This window comes from Wolbachia endosymbiont (group A) of Melieria omissa, assembly GCF_964031125.1.
GTDB lineage: Bacteria > Pseudomonadota > Alphaproteobacteria > Rickettsiales > Anaplasmataceae > Wolbachia > Wolbachia pipientis.
Genome location: NZ_OZ035007.1, coordinates 152221 through 169565 on the forward strand (window position 1 = coordinate 152221; position 17345 = coordinate 169565).

The window sequence follows — 17345 nt, forward strand, 5'->3', positions numbered from 1 at the left end:
AAATATGGCTAAGATAAAGAAATCTGGTTCAGTGTTGCGCGCACAAAAACTCTGTAGACTCTCTACGAAGCCATACGCGTCAAGTTAAGGAAATAAAGGTATGAAAGAGATAGAATAATAAGGTATAAGTTCTCCCAGATATACTTTTAGTGAGAGAACCAATGAATAAAATAACTTGCTTATCAAAAAAGCTCAAAGAATTTTTTAATGAAAAAGCAGAGAAAATCTCAATTACAACAAGGTTTATAAAAAGAAAGAGAAAGCTAAAAGGTTCATCATTCGTAAAAGCCATGGTCTTGGGTAATATAGGAGTTGATAATTGTAGCGTAGAAACAATGTGTCAATTACTAAACGAGGACTCGATAGATATAACAAAACAAGGTTTGGATTTTAGATTTACTGAAGAAGCAGTGGAATTTATGAAAAGGATGTATAATGAATCTGTGATTCTCTTTAAAAATATCTTGCAAGTTGATTGCAAAATCTTACAGCAATTTAATAGTGTTAAATTATTGGACAGTAGCTATATTACTCTACCTAACAGTATGGAAGAGATGTATAAAGGTTATGGTACTAGCTACAGTGGCTATGAAAGCAATACTAAGTCTGGAATAAAGTTACAATTAGTTTTCGACTACATGAATCAGATAATAGACCAACTTAATTTAACGGAGGGGGTAAGATCAGACCAGGGATATAGGAAACATTTAAGTAATATATTAAGCAATGATTTGCTAATATCTGATCTCGGTTATTTTGTGCCAAGTTCTTTTAAACAAATCAATGAAATAGGAGCTTATTTCATAAGTCGTTATAAATCCGATACCAACATATATGATGTAGAAACAAATCAAAAAATGGAGTTATTAGAATGTTTAGAGGATAAGTTATTTTTAGAAAACGAGGTATTGTTAGGAAAAGAAGCAAAAATTAGAGTAAGAATTATATGTCAGAAACTAACTGAAGAACAGTCTATGGCCAGAAGAAGGAAAGCTAATAGATTAGCAAGATCGCAGGGATATACATCCTCTAAAAGAAATCAAAAATTGTTGAACTGGTCAATATTTATAACTAATGTTCCAGAAAATAAAATTAGTGCTGAGCAAGTATTAACGATTTACAGAGTAAGGTGGCAAATTGAGTTATTATTTAAATTGTATAAAAGCCATATCAGGCTTGATAAGCTAAAAGGAAAGCCATGCAGAGTATTATGTGAACTATATGCTAAATTGTGCGCAATTCTTATATTTCACGGCATAGTTGGTTGCACAGAAGTGAAAAAGAATACAGAACTTAGCTTAACAAAGGCATTTATTGAGCTAAAAAGGCGGGTTAGAGAGTTATTTTTAGTATTAACCAAAATTAATAGTTTAAAAGCATTTCTTAAAAAACTCACTATAACTTGGTCGCGATTTTCATTAAAAGACAAACGTAGAAGGGCTAGAGTATCCACTTTAACCTCTCTAAATTTGCTCACAATCTCTTAACTTGACGCGTATGGTTTTTCAAACATCGTCATTCTTGTTGCACCGATCCCAATACCAACGTAAGGAGAAAAAGAGAAACGGTCACTTTTCCAATTATGATAAACATTTGCCATTACAGATATGTTCTCAATTTGGTCATGACTAACTGCAGCACTATAGAGATAAGTTTCTTTATTAGGATCCTCACCAGTCTCCTTTAGGTATGAAACAGTTATTTGGCTACTTGTTAAACCAATATTATCCACTTTTACAGAAGAATACATCCCTTCCAATTCAGCCCTATAGCTGTTGTTACCCAATTCTCCTGTGTAACCAAATGCCACATTTGCAGCAAAAGGTGGATTATAATCTCCTTTATACTCACTTAGTGACTGACCTTCTGTGTTCTGAGCACCCCTGTCATTTATAGACAAATTTTTGATACCTGTAGTGCTTGTTTTTAGTACGCTTGTGTTATTTAAATATTGACCGTAATACCCACTACCAAAGTAAAACCCTTCTGTTTCACTTGCAAAAGATTGTTGTGACAACAATAAAGCAAATGCTGTAACCGCTAATGTTTTTTTACTAATCATTACTACTCCCCTAGTTAAAATAGCTAATCTAATACTAATTAATTAAAAATGGCTTAATATGAAAAACCTAATTATTTGCATAACTTGCACTTTTCTGAGCTAAAAATAGGCAAAGTTAACCTTACTTCTCGTCATTTTTTAATTTATCCTCATCTTCAAATTCATCCTCCTCTTCTTCGTCATCAAACCCATCATCGCTCCTATCCTCATCTTCCTCGTCATCATCTTCAAACTTATCGTCGATATCTTCATCATCAATATCTTCGTCTGCAAATTCATCTGATTCATCATATACTGCATCTTCGGTTTTAGTTTCAGCAGGATAATCAACTGAATTAGGTCCCTCAAGAACATTATTCCCCTCGTTATTAACCTTATCTTTGCTCGCAGCGGCAGAAAGAACTTTGTTTGGGTCATATGGTTCTTGTGTAGGCACACGAGTTTGTTTGAGCAGCCTTCTTGTGAAGGTGGTATCACTGTAGTACAAAATTTTCTTTGATTTAATTGGGTAAGTCGACTCTATTAAAATTATCTGATCGTCACGTGGCAACATAATAACTTCTTGAGGCAATAGCAATGCTCTCTGTATTTCAGAGATATGTAATGACCTTGAAGCAGGATTTAAATCTAAAAATTTAGGCTTATTCAACGATTCTTGTTGTACAGTTTTGTTTCCTATAAGTTGCGATATTAAATTAGCTGTTTCAATATTATTGGCTGCAAAAGTTATTCTGTAAGTCGAGTTTGACAAAAAGGAGTTCATCCCTGCTTCTTCGTATATTCCTTTGAGCTGCTCAGTATCTTGAACAATTAAGAATAACCTAACTCGATAACCACGAAAATATGCAATACCTGTTTGAAATTGCTCCATTTTTCCAAGTGTAGGAAACTCATCCATTAAAAACAATACGCCATAAGGCTCGTCATCCGATGGCAATTTTCTACATAAAAACTCAGTTGCCTGTTGGTAAAAAACCTGCATTAAAGGCCTGAGCCTAGTCAAGTTGTCAGGAGTTAAACCAACATAAACTGTAATTTTCTTCTTTTTAAAATCTAGAATATTAAAATCACTTGACGCAGTTGCAGTATCAATCAATGGGTTTGCCCACAATTCAAGTGATGAGTTCATGGTTGATACAACACCTGACCTTTCTTTATCAGCTTTTTGTAAAAAAGCTGCAATATTCATATATGCTACAGGGTGTAGTATTTTACCCATTGTATCAAGAGCAACAGCAAGATTATAAACCACGTCATCACTACGCATCGTACGCACAACTTCACCAAAAGATTTAACTTTCTCTGGTGCAGCAAGTAAGTATAATACCACTCCAACAAATAAGCTTCTTGCTTCATTCTGCCAAAAGTCTTGTTCAGGCATGATTAGGTTAGCTATTTTCTGCACATCGTCAACCATCTGCCCAGGTTTTTCACTAATCCATTGTAATGGATTGTAACAGTGACTTATTCCATCTGGCTGCGCTGGATTCCATACGTATACTTTTTGTCCTTGTCGTTCTCGCCAACCACTTGTTATTTCATAGTTTTCTAATTTTATGTCGTGTACAATTACCGAGTCAGTCCAAAATAATAAATTAGGAATTACAAAGCCAACACCCTTACCAGAACCTGTAGGTGCAAATAACAATGCATGCTGAAACCCATCAGAAATGAAGTATCCTCTTTTATCTTTACCAAGCAATAATCCCTTTTTGCTTCTTAATCCTGCTTTTCGTATGTCTTTCTCTGATGCCCACTGCGAATCTCCATGAAGTGATTCCTTCTTTTTAAATGGTCGCCACTCAATTATCCTTTCTCTTAAATTCCATAAGATAATCATTAAAACAATGATAGGCAGTGCAGAAGATATAATTAATGTGATTTTGAGCTCAAGGCTATATAACTCTGGATGATGCCAACAATATTGTATATGATCAAAAATCGTTGGCCAAAGAGCTTGAGGGAAAGGCGTCAAACTAGGATTAATTGCCTTAAAATCCACAGCATCCGGACCATCAGCAAACAGAACAAACAATATACCAGATAGATAGAAGCAAAACTCAAGTACGCTAAAAGCTACTACACCTCCTATGAGAATATTACGTAGGTGATTTCCATTACTCATAAACTACTCTTCCTTAACTTATGTATAAATTTAAGCATTTTCGCTCGCAGATCTAGTAAATAATATCTCAGAAATGCTTCTTTTGCCCCCACCGGTTCTTTTTAGCTGAATAACAATATCAATCACATTTCTAATGTATGGTATAATTTGGTCTGGAGGAATGCCAAGATTTGCCTGCATAACCATCAATTTTATTTGCTCAAGGGCCATTGTTGGACTATCTGCATGAAGGGTTGATATTGATCCAGGGTGACCAGTATTTATCGCCCTGAGAAAACTAAAAGCTTCCGCTCCACGGAGCTCACCAACTATTATTCTGTCTGGCCTTAAACGTAAGCACGCTTCTATCAAATCTTGAGTGGTTACTTTTGCTCTGCCCTGCCCTCCTTTAGAGGCAATTAGATGGACTTTATTGGGATGATCGTTCAAAACGATTTCCCTTGCATCCTCAACAGTAATAATTCTTTCCTCAGCTGGAATAGCACGCAAAGTAGCATTAGTAAAAGTAGTCTTACCAGTGGAAGTTCCACCACTAATTATAATATTTTTCTTACTTATTACAGCGTATTCTAAAAACTCTTTTATTTTTTTTTGCCTTAACAATAAATCCAAATGACGGTCAACTGGATTATCAGTTGCTTCTGTAACAGTTTCAGAAAAAGCCCCCATTTTTTCGTAATCATCGAGTGCTAACTGCATGCTAGAAGGCTTACGAATCGACATGACTACTTTATCAGGTTCACATGCTGGCGGAAATACTATCTGTATACGATAACCATTTGGTAATGTTGCCGAAAGTAACGGAGCTTCTTCGCTAAGTTTTTGTTCTGTAGCTTGAGCAATCAGTCTGCCAAGAGATTTCAAATGGTTAAGATCGAATACTTCTAATTTTTCACACCTTATTTCACCGCGATTTTCAATCCATACTTCCTTTGGCTTATTTATTGATATTTCATTTACGCCTTCTTCTTGAAATATGCCTTGTAATGGCTCCAAATATGTATCAAGTGCAGCATAGTTCATTTCATTGATTTAATATTGCCTGTGGAGGAAATACTATATCTTGGTTAACAAATACTTTCAATGCAGTGCCTTGATCAACATAAATAGTTGGTTTTTTATCTGTATATCTGCCCACTACATCCCGCATATCTTTAGAAAAATCCTCGATTGATTTCCCGATTGCTTCATCATAAACAGACTTGCTTTTTCTTTGAATTTGTTCTAACAGTTGATTTACAATTTCCAGGCTTATATTTACCTCGTCTTCTTCAATTCCTAGTGCTTTTGCTATTTCCTCTTTCATTATTTTTAGTAAATCTTGTCTGCTTTTGGCACTCCGAATTCTTCCGATAGCCCCAAGGCCTAATTTCCATTTGTCACTAGATATCTTCTTTTCTGGGTCAATAATGAGTTGGAGAGAAGAAAAATCTATTTCGGTTGCAGTGATAGACTTTACTGCATCTCTGATAGTTAGCGTATCAACAAGATTAGAAGCCTTTTGCCCTATAACAGCAGAACCAATCGAAACACCAGCAAGTGTCACTGAAGAGAATAACGCACTTACTATTTTGTTATCAACTATTCCTGCTATTCCTGCTCTACCAAGCTCGTCAGTACTAAGTGATGAGATTGCAATATCTATTCCATGTGGCAGAATCACTCTATTCCAGTTTATATTTACACGAGATTTAGCAACATTCGAGTCAAATGAATAACTGCCTATCAATCTTGAGCCTTTAGGTATTAAAACTGTATCACCAGTTTCTGCATAAACATCTCTACTCACCATAGCACGCAGCATTCCTTGCAGATCAGAGTTTATTGCAGTTTCAAGAACAGCATCAATAATTTTACCTTGAGTAATCATTAAACCAAGCTTTCCTACTCTGGTAGCTTTGCTCGATTGTGCTGAAGTGTCGGATAAAATAGCATCAGCAGCCTTGTTCTCTCCACTACCACCTGAAATTGTCAACATCTGTGCACTACGTCTGTCTCTAGGATAACCGCCACCCCCTATTGTAGGAAACGAGGTAGGTAAATTGCCCATAACATTACTAGAAGGAAAATTTTGCTTTGGCAAAATAGGTATATTTGACACAGGAGTTTCTTTTGGTTTCTCTTCTTCTTTTTTCATCACTTCTTCTTTTTTAATTTGTTTTATTTCTGGTATGATTAGTGGTGTAGGAAGAGGAGGTAAGGGTGGTAAGGGATCAGTTATTATTCTTTCAGGAACCATTACATTATCTGGAACTTGTTCCAACTTTCCTTTCAATTCTTGAACGTTTTGCTTTGTTTCCTCTTTTTTAATAACTTCTGAACCCTCTTTAGGAGAAGGACTAAAATAGAGATAATACACTCCACCAGCCAGAAGCACTAAAATAATGACCATCAATGCCCTATGACCTTGATTAGAGCCAACTGTTACTACCTTATTCTCTATTTCTGATTCATCTTCTGAATTGTTACGCCTTTCTTTATTCATATTGCATGTACCACAGCTAAAGTGACCTATTTATAATTTCAACTTCACCATCTTCATAACGCATAAATAGCTTTTTATGTACTCCTTTTATTATAACATAATCATCAAATAACAGCCTTTTACAAGGTTTATCCTCCCCTTCTACAAAAACCTGAGGTATTTTATTATTATTTCTAAATTTTAAATAGGTTAAATAACCATCATCAAATAACTCGATCGGAACTATATCCGCATTACCACCTTCATCAATATATGTATAATTGTACTTCGTATCATTTTCTTGTATTATTTTTTCTAGCTTGTCTGTAGTATATTGCATTTGAGTAGGTAAAGAAACCTCATCTAAATCAACATCAAATTCACCTTCTTCTTGAGGATAATAAAAACGTACTACGTAAGATATATCCTTTTCAGCAGAATAATCGTGATCTACTTTCTTAGCATCAGTATCCGGGTATTTATCGTAGTTTGGCCTTGAGATTAAATCAAAAATGTAATTTCTTTTTTTAGTTGTCGTAATAATCATGTTAGTGCGACTACTAACTTCAAATGGCATGATAAGCAATTTATTGTCATAAGGATTAATTTTCCAACTTGATGCATCACCAACAGCGATATTTTTAACTTTTTCTCCTTCCGCAAATTCAATATAAGAATAGTAACCCTGACTAAAAACCACCGTAAATACTTCATTAGGGCTATACACAAAAGTCTTTATTCTACTATCTATAGAAATAGGCTCATTATAATTAATGGATGCGTTTAAATTGCCACTTACAAGTAAAGCTAAAACTAATAATATCCTATACATATTCATCATCTACTCTATATGAAATAACTTGAAATCCTAATGGGTTAATATATCTTTGCTGATCATCCATTTCAAGCGATGCATATCTATATGACATAATAACTATCTTATTTTTTCTCGTAGAACTTCCATCTTTCCGTGTAAATTCCACAAAAAATCTCACCTGAAGAGCATCGTTACCCAACTTTTGAATTGAGCGAATTTTAAATTCACTTTTGGTATCTGAATATAAATTAAAAAGATCATCCATATTCTGCGATCCTACATAATTTCTAAATTCATTATACACATTAGGTGAGGAAAACAACCTCACCTTTGTATAATAGTTATAATTATAATGATATGGATCAAAAACCTCCCTTGCTTTTATATACTCTGAAATAAAATAATCGTTTAGCGCTTCATCTGCAGAATACTGTTTTACTGTGACAGGATCAACCAATTGCACTATTCCTGATTTCTTGTCAATTTCTATAACAAATGGCTCAATAGTGCTACTTGTGCTAATTTTAAATATGACTAATATGCTGATAGAGATCGTTGCTAATAATATTAATGCAAATAAAAGTAGAATATTCCTTTGAGCAATAACTGTGCTGTAGCGGTTTGAATTCCAATTTATATCCTTATCTAAGGATTCAGTATTTTTTTCTTGCTTAAAAAATCTTAGCATTTTAGTATTCCTAAAAATCTTAACTTATGTTAATAAACATAGCAAATTAACAAAGTAGTTACAGCAAAAAAGCTAAAAAACTCTTAATCTATGGCCTAATTTACCAAACTTTGTCTCCATATATGAATCGTTATATTTATTACGTTCCACAATAAGTGGTAGACACTTTGTAACTCCTATACCACTACTTTCCAATTCTGACAATTTCCTATCATTGTTTGTAAGTAATTGGATTTTGTTAATGTTCAATTTCTTAAGCATTTTAGCTGCAACAGCAAAACTCCTTTCATCATCTTCAAAACCCAATATTCTATTTGCATCAACAGTATCAAGATTATGTCCTCTTTGCATACTGTACGCTCTTAACTTATTAGTTAAACCAATGCCTCTTCCATCTTGCATCAAATACAATATAATACCACTTCCAGAGTCAGCTATCATTTGAATTGCTTGATGTAACTGACTTCTGCAATCGCATGACAAGCTATCTAACAAGTCACCCGTATAGCACGAAGAATGAATTCTCACTAATGGTTCGTCATCTTTATCTGGATTGCCAATGATAATTGCATGATGTTCTCTTCCACCACTTTCGGTTCTATAAGATATGATATTTACTTCTTGAGTCTGTTTTAAAAATAATGATGTTTTGCACACTTCATATACATCCTGATTTTCTTGAAAATTATTTATGAATGACGTGTCCAGTGCAATAACGTCATTTTTCTCGCACCAATTTCGCATTTCATGGTTATTCTCAAAAGTCATATCAGCCACTAACGCGTATGGCAATAATTCTGAGAACTTAAGCAAGGCAATAGCACATTCATCTATTGTCTTTGAGCATTGCAACTCTTTTATGCAATCTTCCTTTGAACAGTTTATTAAATAGAGCAGTTCATCAAAATTATTCACCAACAGACGTTTGCTGTTATGTTCTTTATTCTGAGATATGTATTTTACCTTACTTGAAGTTAAAGTAACATATACATTACTTGATGTAAGCTTGTATTGATTAAATAAATCTCTTTCTAAAGCCTCAGCAGCAGCAAACAATAGGTAATTACTTTCATCATATATTACAATTGGCCGACCGCGCCTGATTTCGCTGATAGCTCTTTCTACCTTATTGCTACTCTGATTTCCTATAAACATTTTTACCCATATTAAACAGCGATAAAAACTGGTGCGGCCGAGAAGACTTGAACTTCCAAGGCCTTATGAGCCACAGCGACCTCAACGCTGCGTGTCTACCAATTCCACCACGGCCGCACTATATTCTAGTTTTTATATAATTATTTTAAATTACTTAATCATTTTAGAATTTTTCATCTAGAGTGTCAATCTGATACTAGAATAATTTAGAAATTGTTTGTATAATTTGATTATGAATTTTGTGATTATAAATTTTAATCATTTAAGATAACCTTACTACTAATTTTTAACTTAGGTTTTTATACAAATGAATATAGCTAATATCTTTATTTTTTTAGCTCTCTCTCTTATAACTAGCTTTCATTTCGTCCATGCACAAATATTATACACATGGTCTCAAGTTATCCCAGAAAATAAACTAAGCATACGCGCAATTACGGACAATGACATGTGTCCCATTGTTTATGTTGATGGCGAGGAAACAGAAATGCTGAATCGCAGCTCAATTAACAATGGTGATCATAACGAAACAGTTTGTGAACTGACAGTACAAACAAGTGCCAAAAACATTAGTATTGAGGATCTACGGGTTCCTATATTACCAAAAAAGGTTAATAAAATTGCTTTCATTGGTGACACGGGCTGTAGAATAAATATGTTATTTCAGCAGGAATGTAATTCGGTAGATAGCTGGCCTTTAAAAAAAAATTTAGATTCAATCGCCCTTCATAAACCAGATTTAATTATCCATGTTGGTGATTATCATTATAGACAAACAAAATGTAGAAATACAAAAAAGTGTGGCGATATTTATGGATATAATAAAGAAGTTTGGTACGCTGATTGGTTTGAGCCTGCAAAGGATATTTTATCACAATCCCCTTTCCTTTTTGTTCGTGGAAACCATGAGAGTTGTGATAGAGCTTATGAAGGATGGTTCAGGTATCTAGATTCATACCCCTTTTCGTCTGAAAAATGTGGAAACTTCGTTTCTAGTTGGTCCTTAGATGCTGGACCGATGAAATTTTTTATCTTCGACTCTTCATCCGGTGAGGATATTTTTACAACCCAAAGCACAATTGATGCTTTTGAGAGGCAATTTGATAAATTGATACAAAATAGTTCTGACAAGCCCATGTGGTTTTTAACTCATAAACCGCTTTGGAGATCTCCAAAAAAAGAATTTTTGACATTAAAAAGCCATGGTAATCTTACACAAATCGAAGCTTTTGGAGATAAATTTCCAAGCAATGTTACTACCATAGTTTCTGGCCACATTCATATAGCCCAGATTTTATTAATGGATAATGTTCCAGACCAAATTATAGTTGGAAACGGTGGTGCATCATTACACGCTCAAGATCAAGAATCTGTTTATCAAAATGTAGAATTTGACTATTTAAATGGTAAAAACTACTTAGCACACGAGGTTAGAAACTTTTTTGGCTTTGGCTTTGCAATACTAAATTTAGATGATCACGAATTTACCTTCTATAATCAACACAATAAGGAAATGTATTCTGCGAAGCTAACAGAAGATTTTAAACTTAAACGGATTAAAACTATAGTCGATTCATTTTAGGATTTGTTATTAGCTATTTTAAAAACGCTACTTAAACATTTTTTTTAATCGATTGATTTCATCAGCAAATTTTGAGTCGGTCTTTATAAAATTTTCTACTTGTTTTACTGCATGTATAACAGTAGCATGGTCTCTGCCACCAAAGTTTCTCCCAATATCTGGTAGGCTTTTTTGCGTAAATTTTTTGGCAAAATACATAGCTATTTGTCTTGGCCTTGCAAGACTGCGAAGCCTTCTATTGGATTGCATATCTGCAACCTTTATATTGAAAAATTCAGCTACTTTCTTTTGTATTTCTTCTATTGTGACTGACCTATGATTTGACCTAAGAAGATCGATTAGGGTTTCACTAGCTGATTCTACCGTCATACTTCTTCCAATTAATGAGGTATGGGTAACCTTATTTAATGCTCCTTCTAATTCTCTTATATTAGATTTTATGTTCCTTGCTAAAAACTCTAGGACATCTTTCGGAACATACATATTCATCTGCTCCACTTTTGCCTGCAATATACCAAGCCTTAATTCAAAAGTTGTTTCATTAATATCTGCCACCAACCCCCAACCGAGTCGTGATTTTATTCTTTCTTCCACTCCATCAAGATCACTAGGAGACCTATCAGCTGATATAACCAATTGTTTATTTTGGTCTATCAATGCATTGAAAGTGTGAAAAAATTCTTCTTGTGTACTATCTTTACCACTGATAAATTGCACATCATCTACCATCAATACATCTACTGATCTAAATTGCTCTTTAAATAACATAATATCTTTGCTTCGCAGCGCTGTAATATATTGGTACATGAATTTCTCTGCTGATAAATACACCACTTTTCTTTTTGCTGATGGGGAATTGACTATGTGCCAAGCTATAGCATGCATTAGATGTGTTTTACCAAGTCCCACTCCACCATATAGAAACAAAGGATTGCTGCCTAATATTGGATCTATAGATTCTGCCACACGCTTTGCCGCCGTAAATGCTAATTCATTTGGCTTTCCCACTACAAAATTATCAAAGGTGAACCTTGGATCCAGCGGCGAACCAAGATTATGATTACTTTCCTCTCTGTTTTTTAGTATAACATTAAAATTTGAATTCCTCTCCTCAATTACTTGAATATCAATAGAACGTATACTTTTATCTTCGCTTTGCCATAATGATAATATTTTTTTCATGTAATGAACTGTAATCCACTCTTTTATAAACCTTGTTGACACGGATAAAAGAACTTCCCCATTTCTGCTACTGACAAATTTTAGTGAACTCAGCCAGCTATTATATGTTGCTTCTCCATAAAGATTATAAAGACAATTTTGGATTTTTTCCCAAGTAACATTGTGATCCGTTACTGTAATAATCTGATCAAAAAACATAGTAGAAACCTTAGGGCTAGTTAAGTTCATATACCACACCAAGAAAAAAGCAATAATTAGAAAAATATAAGATAATCAATAGCTTACTGCAAAATGAAAAGCTAATACTACTTAATACATACTAAAAATTATGGTGATTTTTTGATGGGTTGTAAAGGGTATAAAAACATTAAAATTGATCATTTTTATTTCAAAAAAATGAAAAATTTGTAAATGTCGCTTGTATCGAGGATTAGAAGCATGCTATTAAAAACAGTAATACATTATGTATAAATAAGATGTTAAATTTACTGGCAAATAAGTAAAGTATTCATATAAATATAGCTAACCGAATATAGATTTACTGAAGCAAATTTATGATTATATTAAGTAATTTGAGTTGTTATGCTGTATTCGGTATTGAACTAGAGTTTTACATTGAAGGAATAGAAAAAGAATACTTATTTCTGAATAGCATCAAAAATAAAATAGCATCTCTTGAATTTTCTTGCGAGAAGGAGAATTCTACACATCAGTATGAGATAAAAAGTGGTTGTTATACGAACTCCTACAATTTAATTAAGCATTTTGAGTTAGCAAAACAATCACTTACTGAAACAGCACAAAAACTAGGTGGGAATGTTTCTTTTAAAGCAAAGCCTTATTTGGATAGAGCAGGCAGTGCATTAAATGTGCATGTTAATCTCGTGAATTCAAATAACGGTAACTTATTTTATATCAATGAGCAAAAGTACAGTGACTATCTGATTCATAGTATTGGTGGATTATGTGCAATGATGAAAAAACATATGTTGTTTTTTGCTCCAAATGATGATTCATATTTAAGATTTCAGTATCCGGATATTCACACTCCAACTACGATTAGTTGGGGAGTAAATAACAGAACTGCTGCGATAAGAATTCCCTATTTTGGCAACGATTTCAAAAGATGCCGCCTAGAGCACCGCGTTCCCGGAGCAGATTGTGACCTTGAAAAAGTACTCACAGCAATAATTGAAGGTATGGTTTTTGGTATAGAGAACAAAATTGCTCCGCCAAATAGGGTCTACGGCATTGCATCTGATCCTCAATATGAGATGGAGAGGTTAATATAACAACTATCTATCAAATCCTAATCCGTTAAACCCCTTTTGGGTAATTGGCTGTTTTAGCATTTTTTTTACATCATTATCTACATTTTTGCACTGTAATAGCAAGTCTAAAGCAGATAGTTTCTGCGTGCTTTTAGATTCAAGCTCTAGATTGCTTAACACTTGCCCAGGAAGTGGATTACCAGGCACATCCATGTGCTCAGGAAGAGGTTTCATCTGATTCTTTATAGAGCTAGAGTTATTTTGTGTAAGAGTTTTATCATTTAGCATGCTAAGAATAATTTCCTCAGGCACTACCATAGTTTTTGTATAATCAACAGGATTACTATTTTCAGCATCTATAGTCACATGAATTGGTTCGCCAAACGCATTTATAGGACCACCAAGTGATCCTTTCTCCATGCGTTCTTGTGCTCTTTTCCTTATTATTTCTTCTTCTAGCTCAGTTTCAGTTCTTTTTGGTTCTTTTACGGTATCTTTTTCTTCACCTTCATCAACACTGCTATACCCTTCATCTTCTGAAACTTTATCTCCTGAAACACGAGTAATTTCAGCTTTAGTTCTTATTTTATGAACCAGCGAAAGTAATAAGTAAGTAACTGCAGCGGCAGAAACGATAATGGCTATCTTTGCGGCAATGTGGATTGCTGTTAAAAATATTAAAGCTGATAAAGCTCCAGCTAATCCAGACACAATAACTTTATTTTTGCCCTTTGTTACATTTAGAATTGCCACCATAATAACCTCTCAAATACTGTTCTAGAATTATTATACAGGAATTTTCTTATACTTGCAATTTTGCGAAAATTTTAATTATTTGCGTAAAGTTTTAAAGCTACACAAGGATTAATTAATATGCAATGTATCTCGACTATAATATTGTACAAACACACATATTCAGCTAACATTCAACATGCAGAGCTTACTCATAGAGCGAAACAGGGCGGTGGTATTATTACTTATAGTAATTTTTATCTTCGGTTCATACGTTTATGTAAAAATGCCAAGGGAAAGCAATCCTGATATACAGATTCCTATAATCAGCGTGTTTGTTGGACTTCCTGGGATTTCTGCTCAAGATAGTGAAAAGCTATTAGTGCTTCCTATAGAAAATGAACTAAGATCCATCGAAGGTGTAAGAGAATTGAGAGCTTTTGCAACTAATGATGGTGCTCACATGATACTCGAATTTGGAACAGAGTATGATAATAAAGAAGTGCTCGATAATGTTCGTTCAAAGCTTTCAAACATAAAATCGAAGTTACCTGTTGAAGCGGAATCTCCGATAATCAATGAAATAAACTTGAGCTTATTTCCGATACTCAATGTCGGCTTAATTGGTAATTTGCCAGAAAGAGCCTTAACTGAAATAGCACGCAAGTTAAAGAAAGAAATAGAATCTCTGCCAAATGTTCTCAAAGTTGAAGTGGCAGGTATACGTAAAGAAACAGTGGAAGTTATAATTGAGCCCACAGTTCTAACAAAATATAACATTCAATCAAACGAAATATTCCAAGCTATATCAAGCAATAATAGACTAGTGGGAGCTGGGTCACTGGCCGGTAAATATTCGATTAAAATATCAGGGTTATTAAAAGATATAGAAGATATTATGAATATTCCTATTAGATCTCAAGGCGATGCAGTTTTGAGAATCAAAGATATAGCAAAAGTATACCCTAGGTTTGAGGATCACCAAGGATTTGCTCGCATTAATGGATTACCTAGTGTCGTGCTAGAAATTTCAAAACGTAACGGAAAAAACATAATAGACACAGTAAATCAAGTAAAATACTTAATGGATAAGGCAAAAGATCAATTACCTGAAAATTTAAAAGTGGTGTACTTAAACGACCAGTCAAAAAACGTCCGCGATGTGCTTGATGACTTGGAAAACGGCATAATATTTGCTGTGTTGTTAATATTGATCATAATGATGCTTTCTATGGGAACAAGGATTGCTATTCTTGTGGCACTCTCGATACCCGGTTCCTTTCTCATTGGGATAATAGCTCTTTACTTTATGGGTATAACCTTAAATATCGTTGTGCTCTTCAGTTTAATTATGGCTGTTGGCATGCTGGTTGATGATGCAATTGTGATCAGCGAATATGCCGATAGAAAGATGATCTGCGGAATGGACAAAGTAGAAGCTTTTTACACTTCAGTTCGTGATATGTTTTATCCGGTTCTATCATCAACGTTAACTAAATTAGCAGTGTTTTTTCCTCTATTATTCTGGCCTGATACTGTTGGTAAATTCATGCAGTACATACCAATTACAATAATTCTAACTTTGACTGGATCGCTCATTATGGCTTTGGTTTTTATACCAACACTTGGTGCAATATTTGGTAAGCCTTCGATAACTTCAAAAAAAGAAATAAAAAAAATGAGTGCTATAGAAAGTGGTGAAATAAAAAATGCTGGGCCTATAATAAGAGCTTACGTACGCATGCTAGAGAAGGTTTTGGATCATCCTAAAAAATTCGTATGTGCTACTGTATTCGTTTTGTTTTCATTTAGTGTGCTGTACTTTACTTTTGCTCCTGGAGTAAAGTTTTTTCCGAAAGTGGATTCAGATAATATTTTAATCAGTGTTAAAGCAAAAGAAAGCTTATCAGCCAAAGAACGAGATCTGATACTCAAAGAAGTGGAAGAACGCATTTTGAGCATTGAAAAAGAAATTCATGTTTCTTATGCTAGATCAGGAGCATTTTCAGACAACGTTATCGCCAGAATACAACTAGAACTTATGGATTGGCGCTTCAGGCGCAAAGCTAAGCACATACTAAATGATATAAGGAGCAGTGTGCAAGACATGAAAGGAATAATAATTAATGTTCAAGAGGAAAAGCCAGGACCGTCGGCTGACAAGCCAATACAAATTAACCTCAGCGGGAGTGTATCCAGTTTGAATTTAGCAGCAGAGAAAATTCTAGAAATTATGAACCAACCTTCATCCGGGTTTATAAATATTCAAGATAGCAGATCAGCACCTGAAATAGAGTGGAATATGAGTGTTGATAAGAATAAGGCTACAAGCTCTGAAGTAAGTGTTGCAACCATTGGCGATTTTATAAAGATGGTTACAAATGGAGTGTTGATTGGAAAATATAGACCAAATAACACGGATGAAGAAATCGATATTGTACTCCGTTTCCCTGGAAAGGATCGCAACATGAAGACTATAGACAATCTTTTTATCAATACAGTTAATGGCCCGTATCCTATGAGCAATATAGTAAAATATGCTCCCGAAAAAAAGGTAAACAAACTAAACAGGATTGATGGATTACGCATAGTGACAATCTCTGCTGACGTTGATACTGGCTATCTTGTTGATGAAAGAGTAAAGTTCATTCAGAATTCTATTGCCCAGGATTGGGACAAGGGAGTAAAAATTGATTTTAAAGGCGACAAAGAAGATCAACAAAAATCAGGAGCATTTTTGTTAAAGGCTTTTATATTAGCGATTACACTAATGATATTGGTATTAGTGACACAGTTTAATAATGTATACCATACATTTATCGTAATGACAGCAGTGTTTTTATCCACAACATGTGTGTTTTTTGTTTTCTTTCTTATCCAACAAGTTTTCGTAGTTGTTATGTGTGGAGTGGGGATAATTGCTTTGGCGGGAATTATAGTGAATAATAACATACTATTACTTGATGCCTTTCATCACCAAATTAAGGTACACAAAAATGACATCAAGCGATGTGTAATAAACGCTGCAATTTCTCGCGTTAGGCCAATATTGCTTACCGTTGCAACCACAGTTCTTGGTTTAATACCGATGATTACCAGGTTAAATATCAATTTTTTTACGCTACAAATCACATATGATGCTCCATCAAGCCAGTGGTGGGTTGACATTTCAACAACCATAGCAAGTGGAATATTGGCTGCAACGGTTTTAACTTTATTCTTTACTCCTGCGTTGCTTGTTATACAAAGACATGAAAAAACTTGACT

General features: G+C 34.2%; 12 protein-coding genes, 1 tRNA gene and 1 pseudogene. 4 read left to right on the top strand and 10 right to left on the bottom strand.

All coding sequences use genetic code 11. From position 1 onward, the window contains the following. The first annotated feature begins 161 nt into the window (after positions 1-161). A complete protein-coding gene (locus ACQH2Q_RS00665; RefSeq protein WP_264339118.1) occupies positions 162-1487 on the top strand; it encodes an IS4 family transposase in 1326 nt (441 codons plus the stop codon). Positions 1488-1501: 14 nt separating this feature from the next. Here ACQH2Q_RS00665 and ACQH2Q_RS00670 read toward each other — a convergent pair. The 8 genes and pseudogenes from ACQH2Q_RS00670 to ACQH2Q_RS00705 form a co-directional block, all read right to left on the bottom strand. Beyond that, positions 1502-2062, bottom strand: a pseudogene (locus ACQH2Q_RS00670) (P44/Msp2 family outer membrane protein); the annotation flags it as partial. A gap of 121 nt (positions 2063-2183) precedes the next feature. Then, the gene (locus ACQH2Q_RS00675; protein WP_077188467.1) at positions 2184-4187 is read right to left on the bottom strand and encodes a type IV secretory system conjugative DNA transfer family protein; all 2004 of its coding nucleotides are present in this window, start codon (positions 4185-4187) and stop codon (positions 2184-2186) included. Positions 4188-4217: 30 nt separating this feature from the next. Further along, the gene (gene virB11 / locus ACQH2Q_RS00680; RefSeq protein ID WP_065094644.1) at positions 4218-5210 is read right to left on the bottom strand and encodes a P-type DNA transfer ATPase VirB11; all 993 of its coding nucleotides are present in this window, start codon (positions 5208-5210) and stop codon (positions 4218-4220) included. A 1-nt stretch (position 5211) separates the two neighbouring features. Then, positions 5212-6672 (bottom strand): TrbI/VirB10 family protein, encoded by a 1461-nt coding sequence (locus ACQH2Q_RS00685; RefSeq protein ID WP_425383499.1) that lies wholly within the window; start codon positions 6670-6672, stop codon positions 5212-5214. A gap of 16 nt (positions 6673-6688) precedes the next feature. Next, positions 6689-7489 carry a P-type conjugative transfer protein VirB9 gene (virB9, locus tag ACQH2Q_RS00690; protein ID WP_174515708.1) on the bottom strand — a complete coding sequence of 267 codons (801 nt, stop codon included), beginning with the start codon at positions 7487-7489 and terminating at the stop codon, positions 6689-6691. After that, entirely contained in the window at positions 7476-8156 is a 681-nt protein-coding gene (locus ACQH2Q_RS00695) for a virB8 family protein (RefSeq protein WP_155968235.1), read from the bottom strand. The genes virB9 and ACQH2Q_RS00695 overlap by 14 nt, the downstream gene beginning before the upstream one ends. Positions 8157-8228: 72 nt before the next feature. Continuing rightward, positions 8229-9311, bottom strand: coding sequence for a GTP cyclohydrolase II (locus tag ACQH2Q_RS00700; protein WP_010082649.1), 1083 nt, complete (start codon positions 9309-9311; stop codon positions 8229-8231). 29 nt (positions 9312-9340) lie between these two features. Next, positions 9341-9428, bottom strand: a tRNA-Leu gene (locus ACQH2Q_RS00705). Positions 9429-9618: 190 nt separating this feature from the next. On the opposite strand from ACQH2Q_RS00705, the gene ACQH2Q_RS00710 reads away from it, so the two are divergent. Continuing rightward, entirely contained in the window at positions 9619-10893 is a 1275-nt protein-coding gene (locus ACQH2Q_RS00710; protein ID WP_006279778.1) for a metallophosphoesterase, read from the top strand. A 27-nt stretch (positions 10894-10920) separates the two neighbouring features. Here the strand turns inward: ACQH2Q_RS00710 and dnaA are convergent, their stop codons facing one another. Continuing rightward, entirely contained in the window at positions 10921-12303 is a 1383-nt protein-coding gene (gene dnaA / locus ACQH2Q_RS00715) for a chromosomal replication initiator protein DnaA (protein ID WP_010962298.1), read from the bottom strand. Between the two features lie 326 nt (positions 12304-12629). On the opposite strand from dnaA, the gene ACQH2Q_RS00720 reads away from it, so the two are divergent. Next, on the top strand, positions 12630-13367 hold the full coding sequence (locus ACQH2Q_RS00720) for a glutamine synthetase (RefSeq protein WP_006280263.1): 738 nt from the start codon (positions 12630-12632) through the stop codon (positions 13365-13367). Between the two features lie 3 nt (positions 13368-13370). Here the strand turns inward: ACQH2Q_RS00720 and ACQH2Q_RS00725 are convergent, their stop codons facing one another. Further along, entirely contained in the window at positions 13371-14102 is a 732-nt protein-coding gene (locus tag ACQH2Q_RS00725) for a hypothetical protein (RefSeq protein ID WP_264723773.1), read from the bottom strand. A gap of 175 nt (positions 14103-14277) precedes the next feature. On the opposite strand from ACQH2Q_RS00725, the gene ACQH2Q_RS00730 reads away from it, so the two are divergent. After that, positions 14278-17343, top strand: coding sequence for an efflux RND transporter permease subunit (locus ACQH2Q_RS00730; protein WP_265024233.1), 3066 nt, complete (start codon positions 14278-14280; stop codon positions 17341-17343). The last annotated feature ends 2 nt before the right edge of the window (positions 17344-17345 follow it).

What these genes read in the sequence shown, in the direction of transcription:
- ACQH2Q_RS00675 (WP_077188467.1), bottom strand. Translation starts at nt 4,187, where the DNA reads ATGAGTAATGGAAATCACCTACGTAATATTCTCATAGGAGGTGTAGTA.
- ACQH2Q_RS00685 (WP_425383499.1), bottom strand. Translation starts at nt 6,672, where the DNA reads ATGAATAAAGAAAGGCGTAACAATTCAGAAGATGAATCAGAAATAGAG.
- virB11 (WP_065094644.1), bottom strand. Translation starts at nt 5,210, where the DNA reads ATGAACTATGCTGCACTTGATACATATTTGGAGCCATTACAAGGCATA.
- dnaA (WP_010962298.1), bottom strand. Translation starts at nt 12,303, where the DNA reads ATGAACTTAACTAGCCCTAAGGTTTCTACTATGTTTTTTGATCAGATT.
- ACQH2Q_RS00700 (WP_010082649.1), bottom strand. Translation starts at nt 9,311, where the DNA reads ATGTTTATAGGAAATCAGAGTAGCAATAAGGTAGAAAGAGCTATCAGC.
- ACQH2Q_RS00730 (WP_265024233.1), top strand. Translation starts at nt 14,278, where the DNA reads ATGCAGAGCTTACTCATAGAGCGAAACAGGGCGGTGGTATTATTACTT.
- virB9 (WP_174515708.1), bottom strand. Translation starts at nt 7,489, where the DNA reads ATGAATATGTATAGGATATTATTAGTTTTAGCTTTACTTGTAAGTGGC.
- ACQH2Q_RS00695 (WP_155968235.1), bottom strand. Translation starts at nt 8,156, where the DNA reads ATGCTAAGATTTTTTAAGCAAGAAAAAAATACTGAATCCTTAGATAAG.
- ACQH2Q_RS00720 (WP_006280263.1), top strand. Translation starts at nt 12,630, where the DNA reads ATGATTATATTAAGTAATTTGAGTTGTTATGCTGTATTCGGTATTGAA.
- ACQH2Q_RS00725 (WP_264723773.1), bottom strand. Translation starts at nt 14,102, where the DNA reads ATGGTGGCAATTCTAAATGTAACAAAGGGCAAAAATAAAGTTATTGTG.
- ACQH2Q_RS00710 (WP_006279778.1), top strand. Translation starts at nt 9,619, where the DNA reads ATGAATATAGCTAATATCTTTATTTTTTTAGCTCTCTCTCTTATAACT.
- ACQH2Q_RS00665 (WP_264339118.1), top strand. Translation starts at nt 162, where the DNA reads ATGAATAAAATAACTTGCTTATCAAAAAAGCTCAAAGAATTTTTTAAT.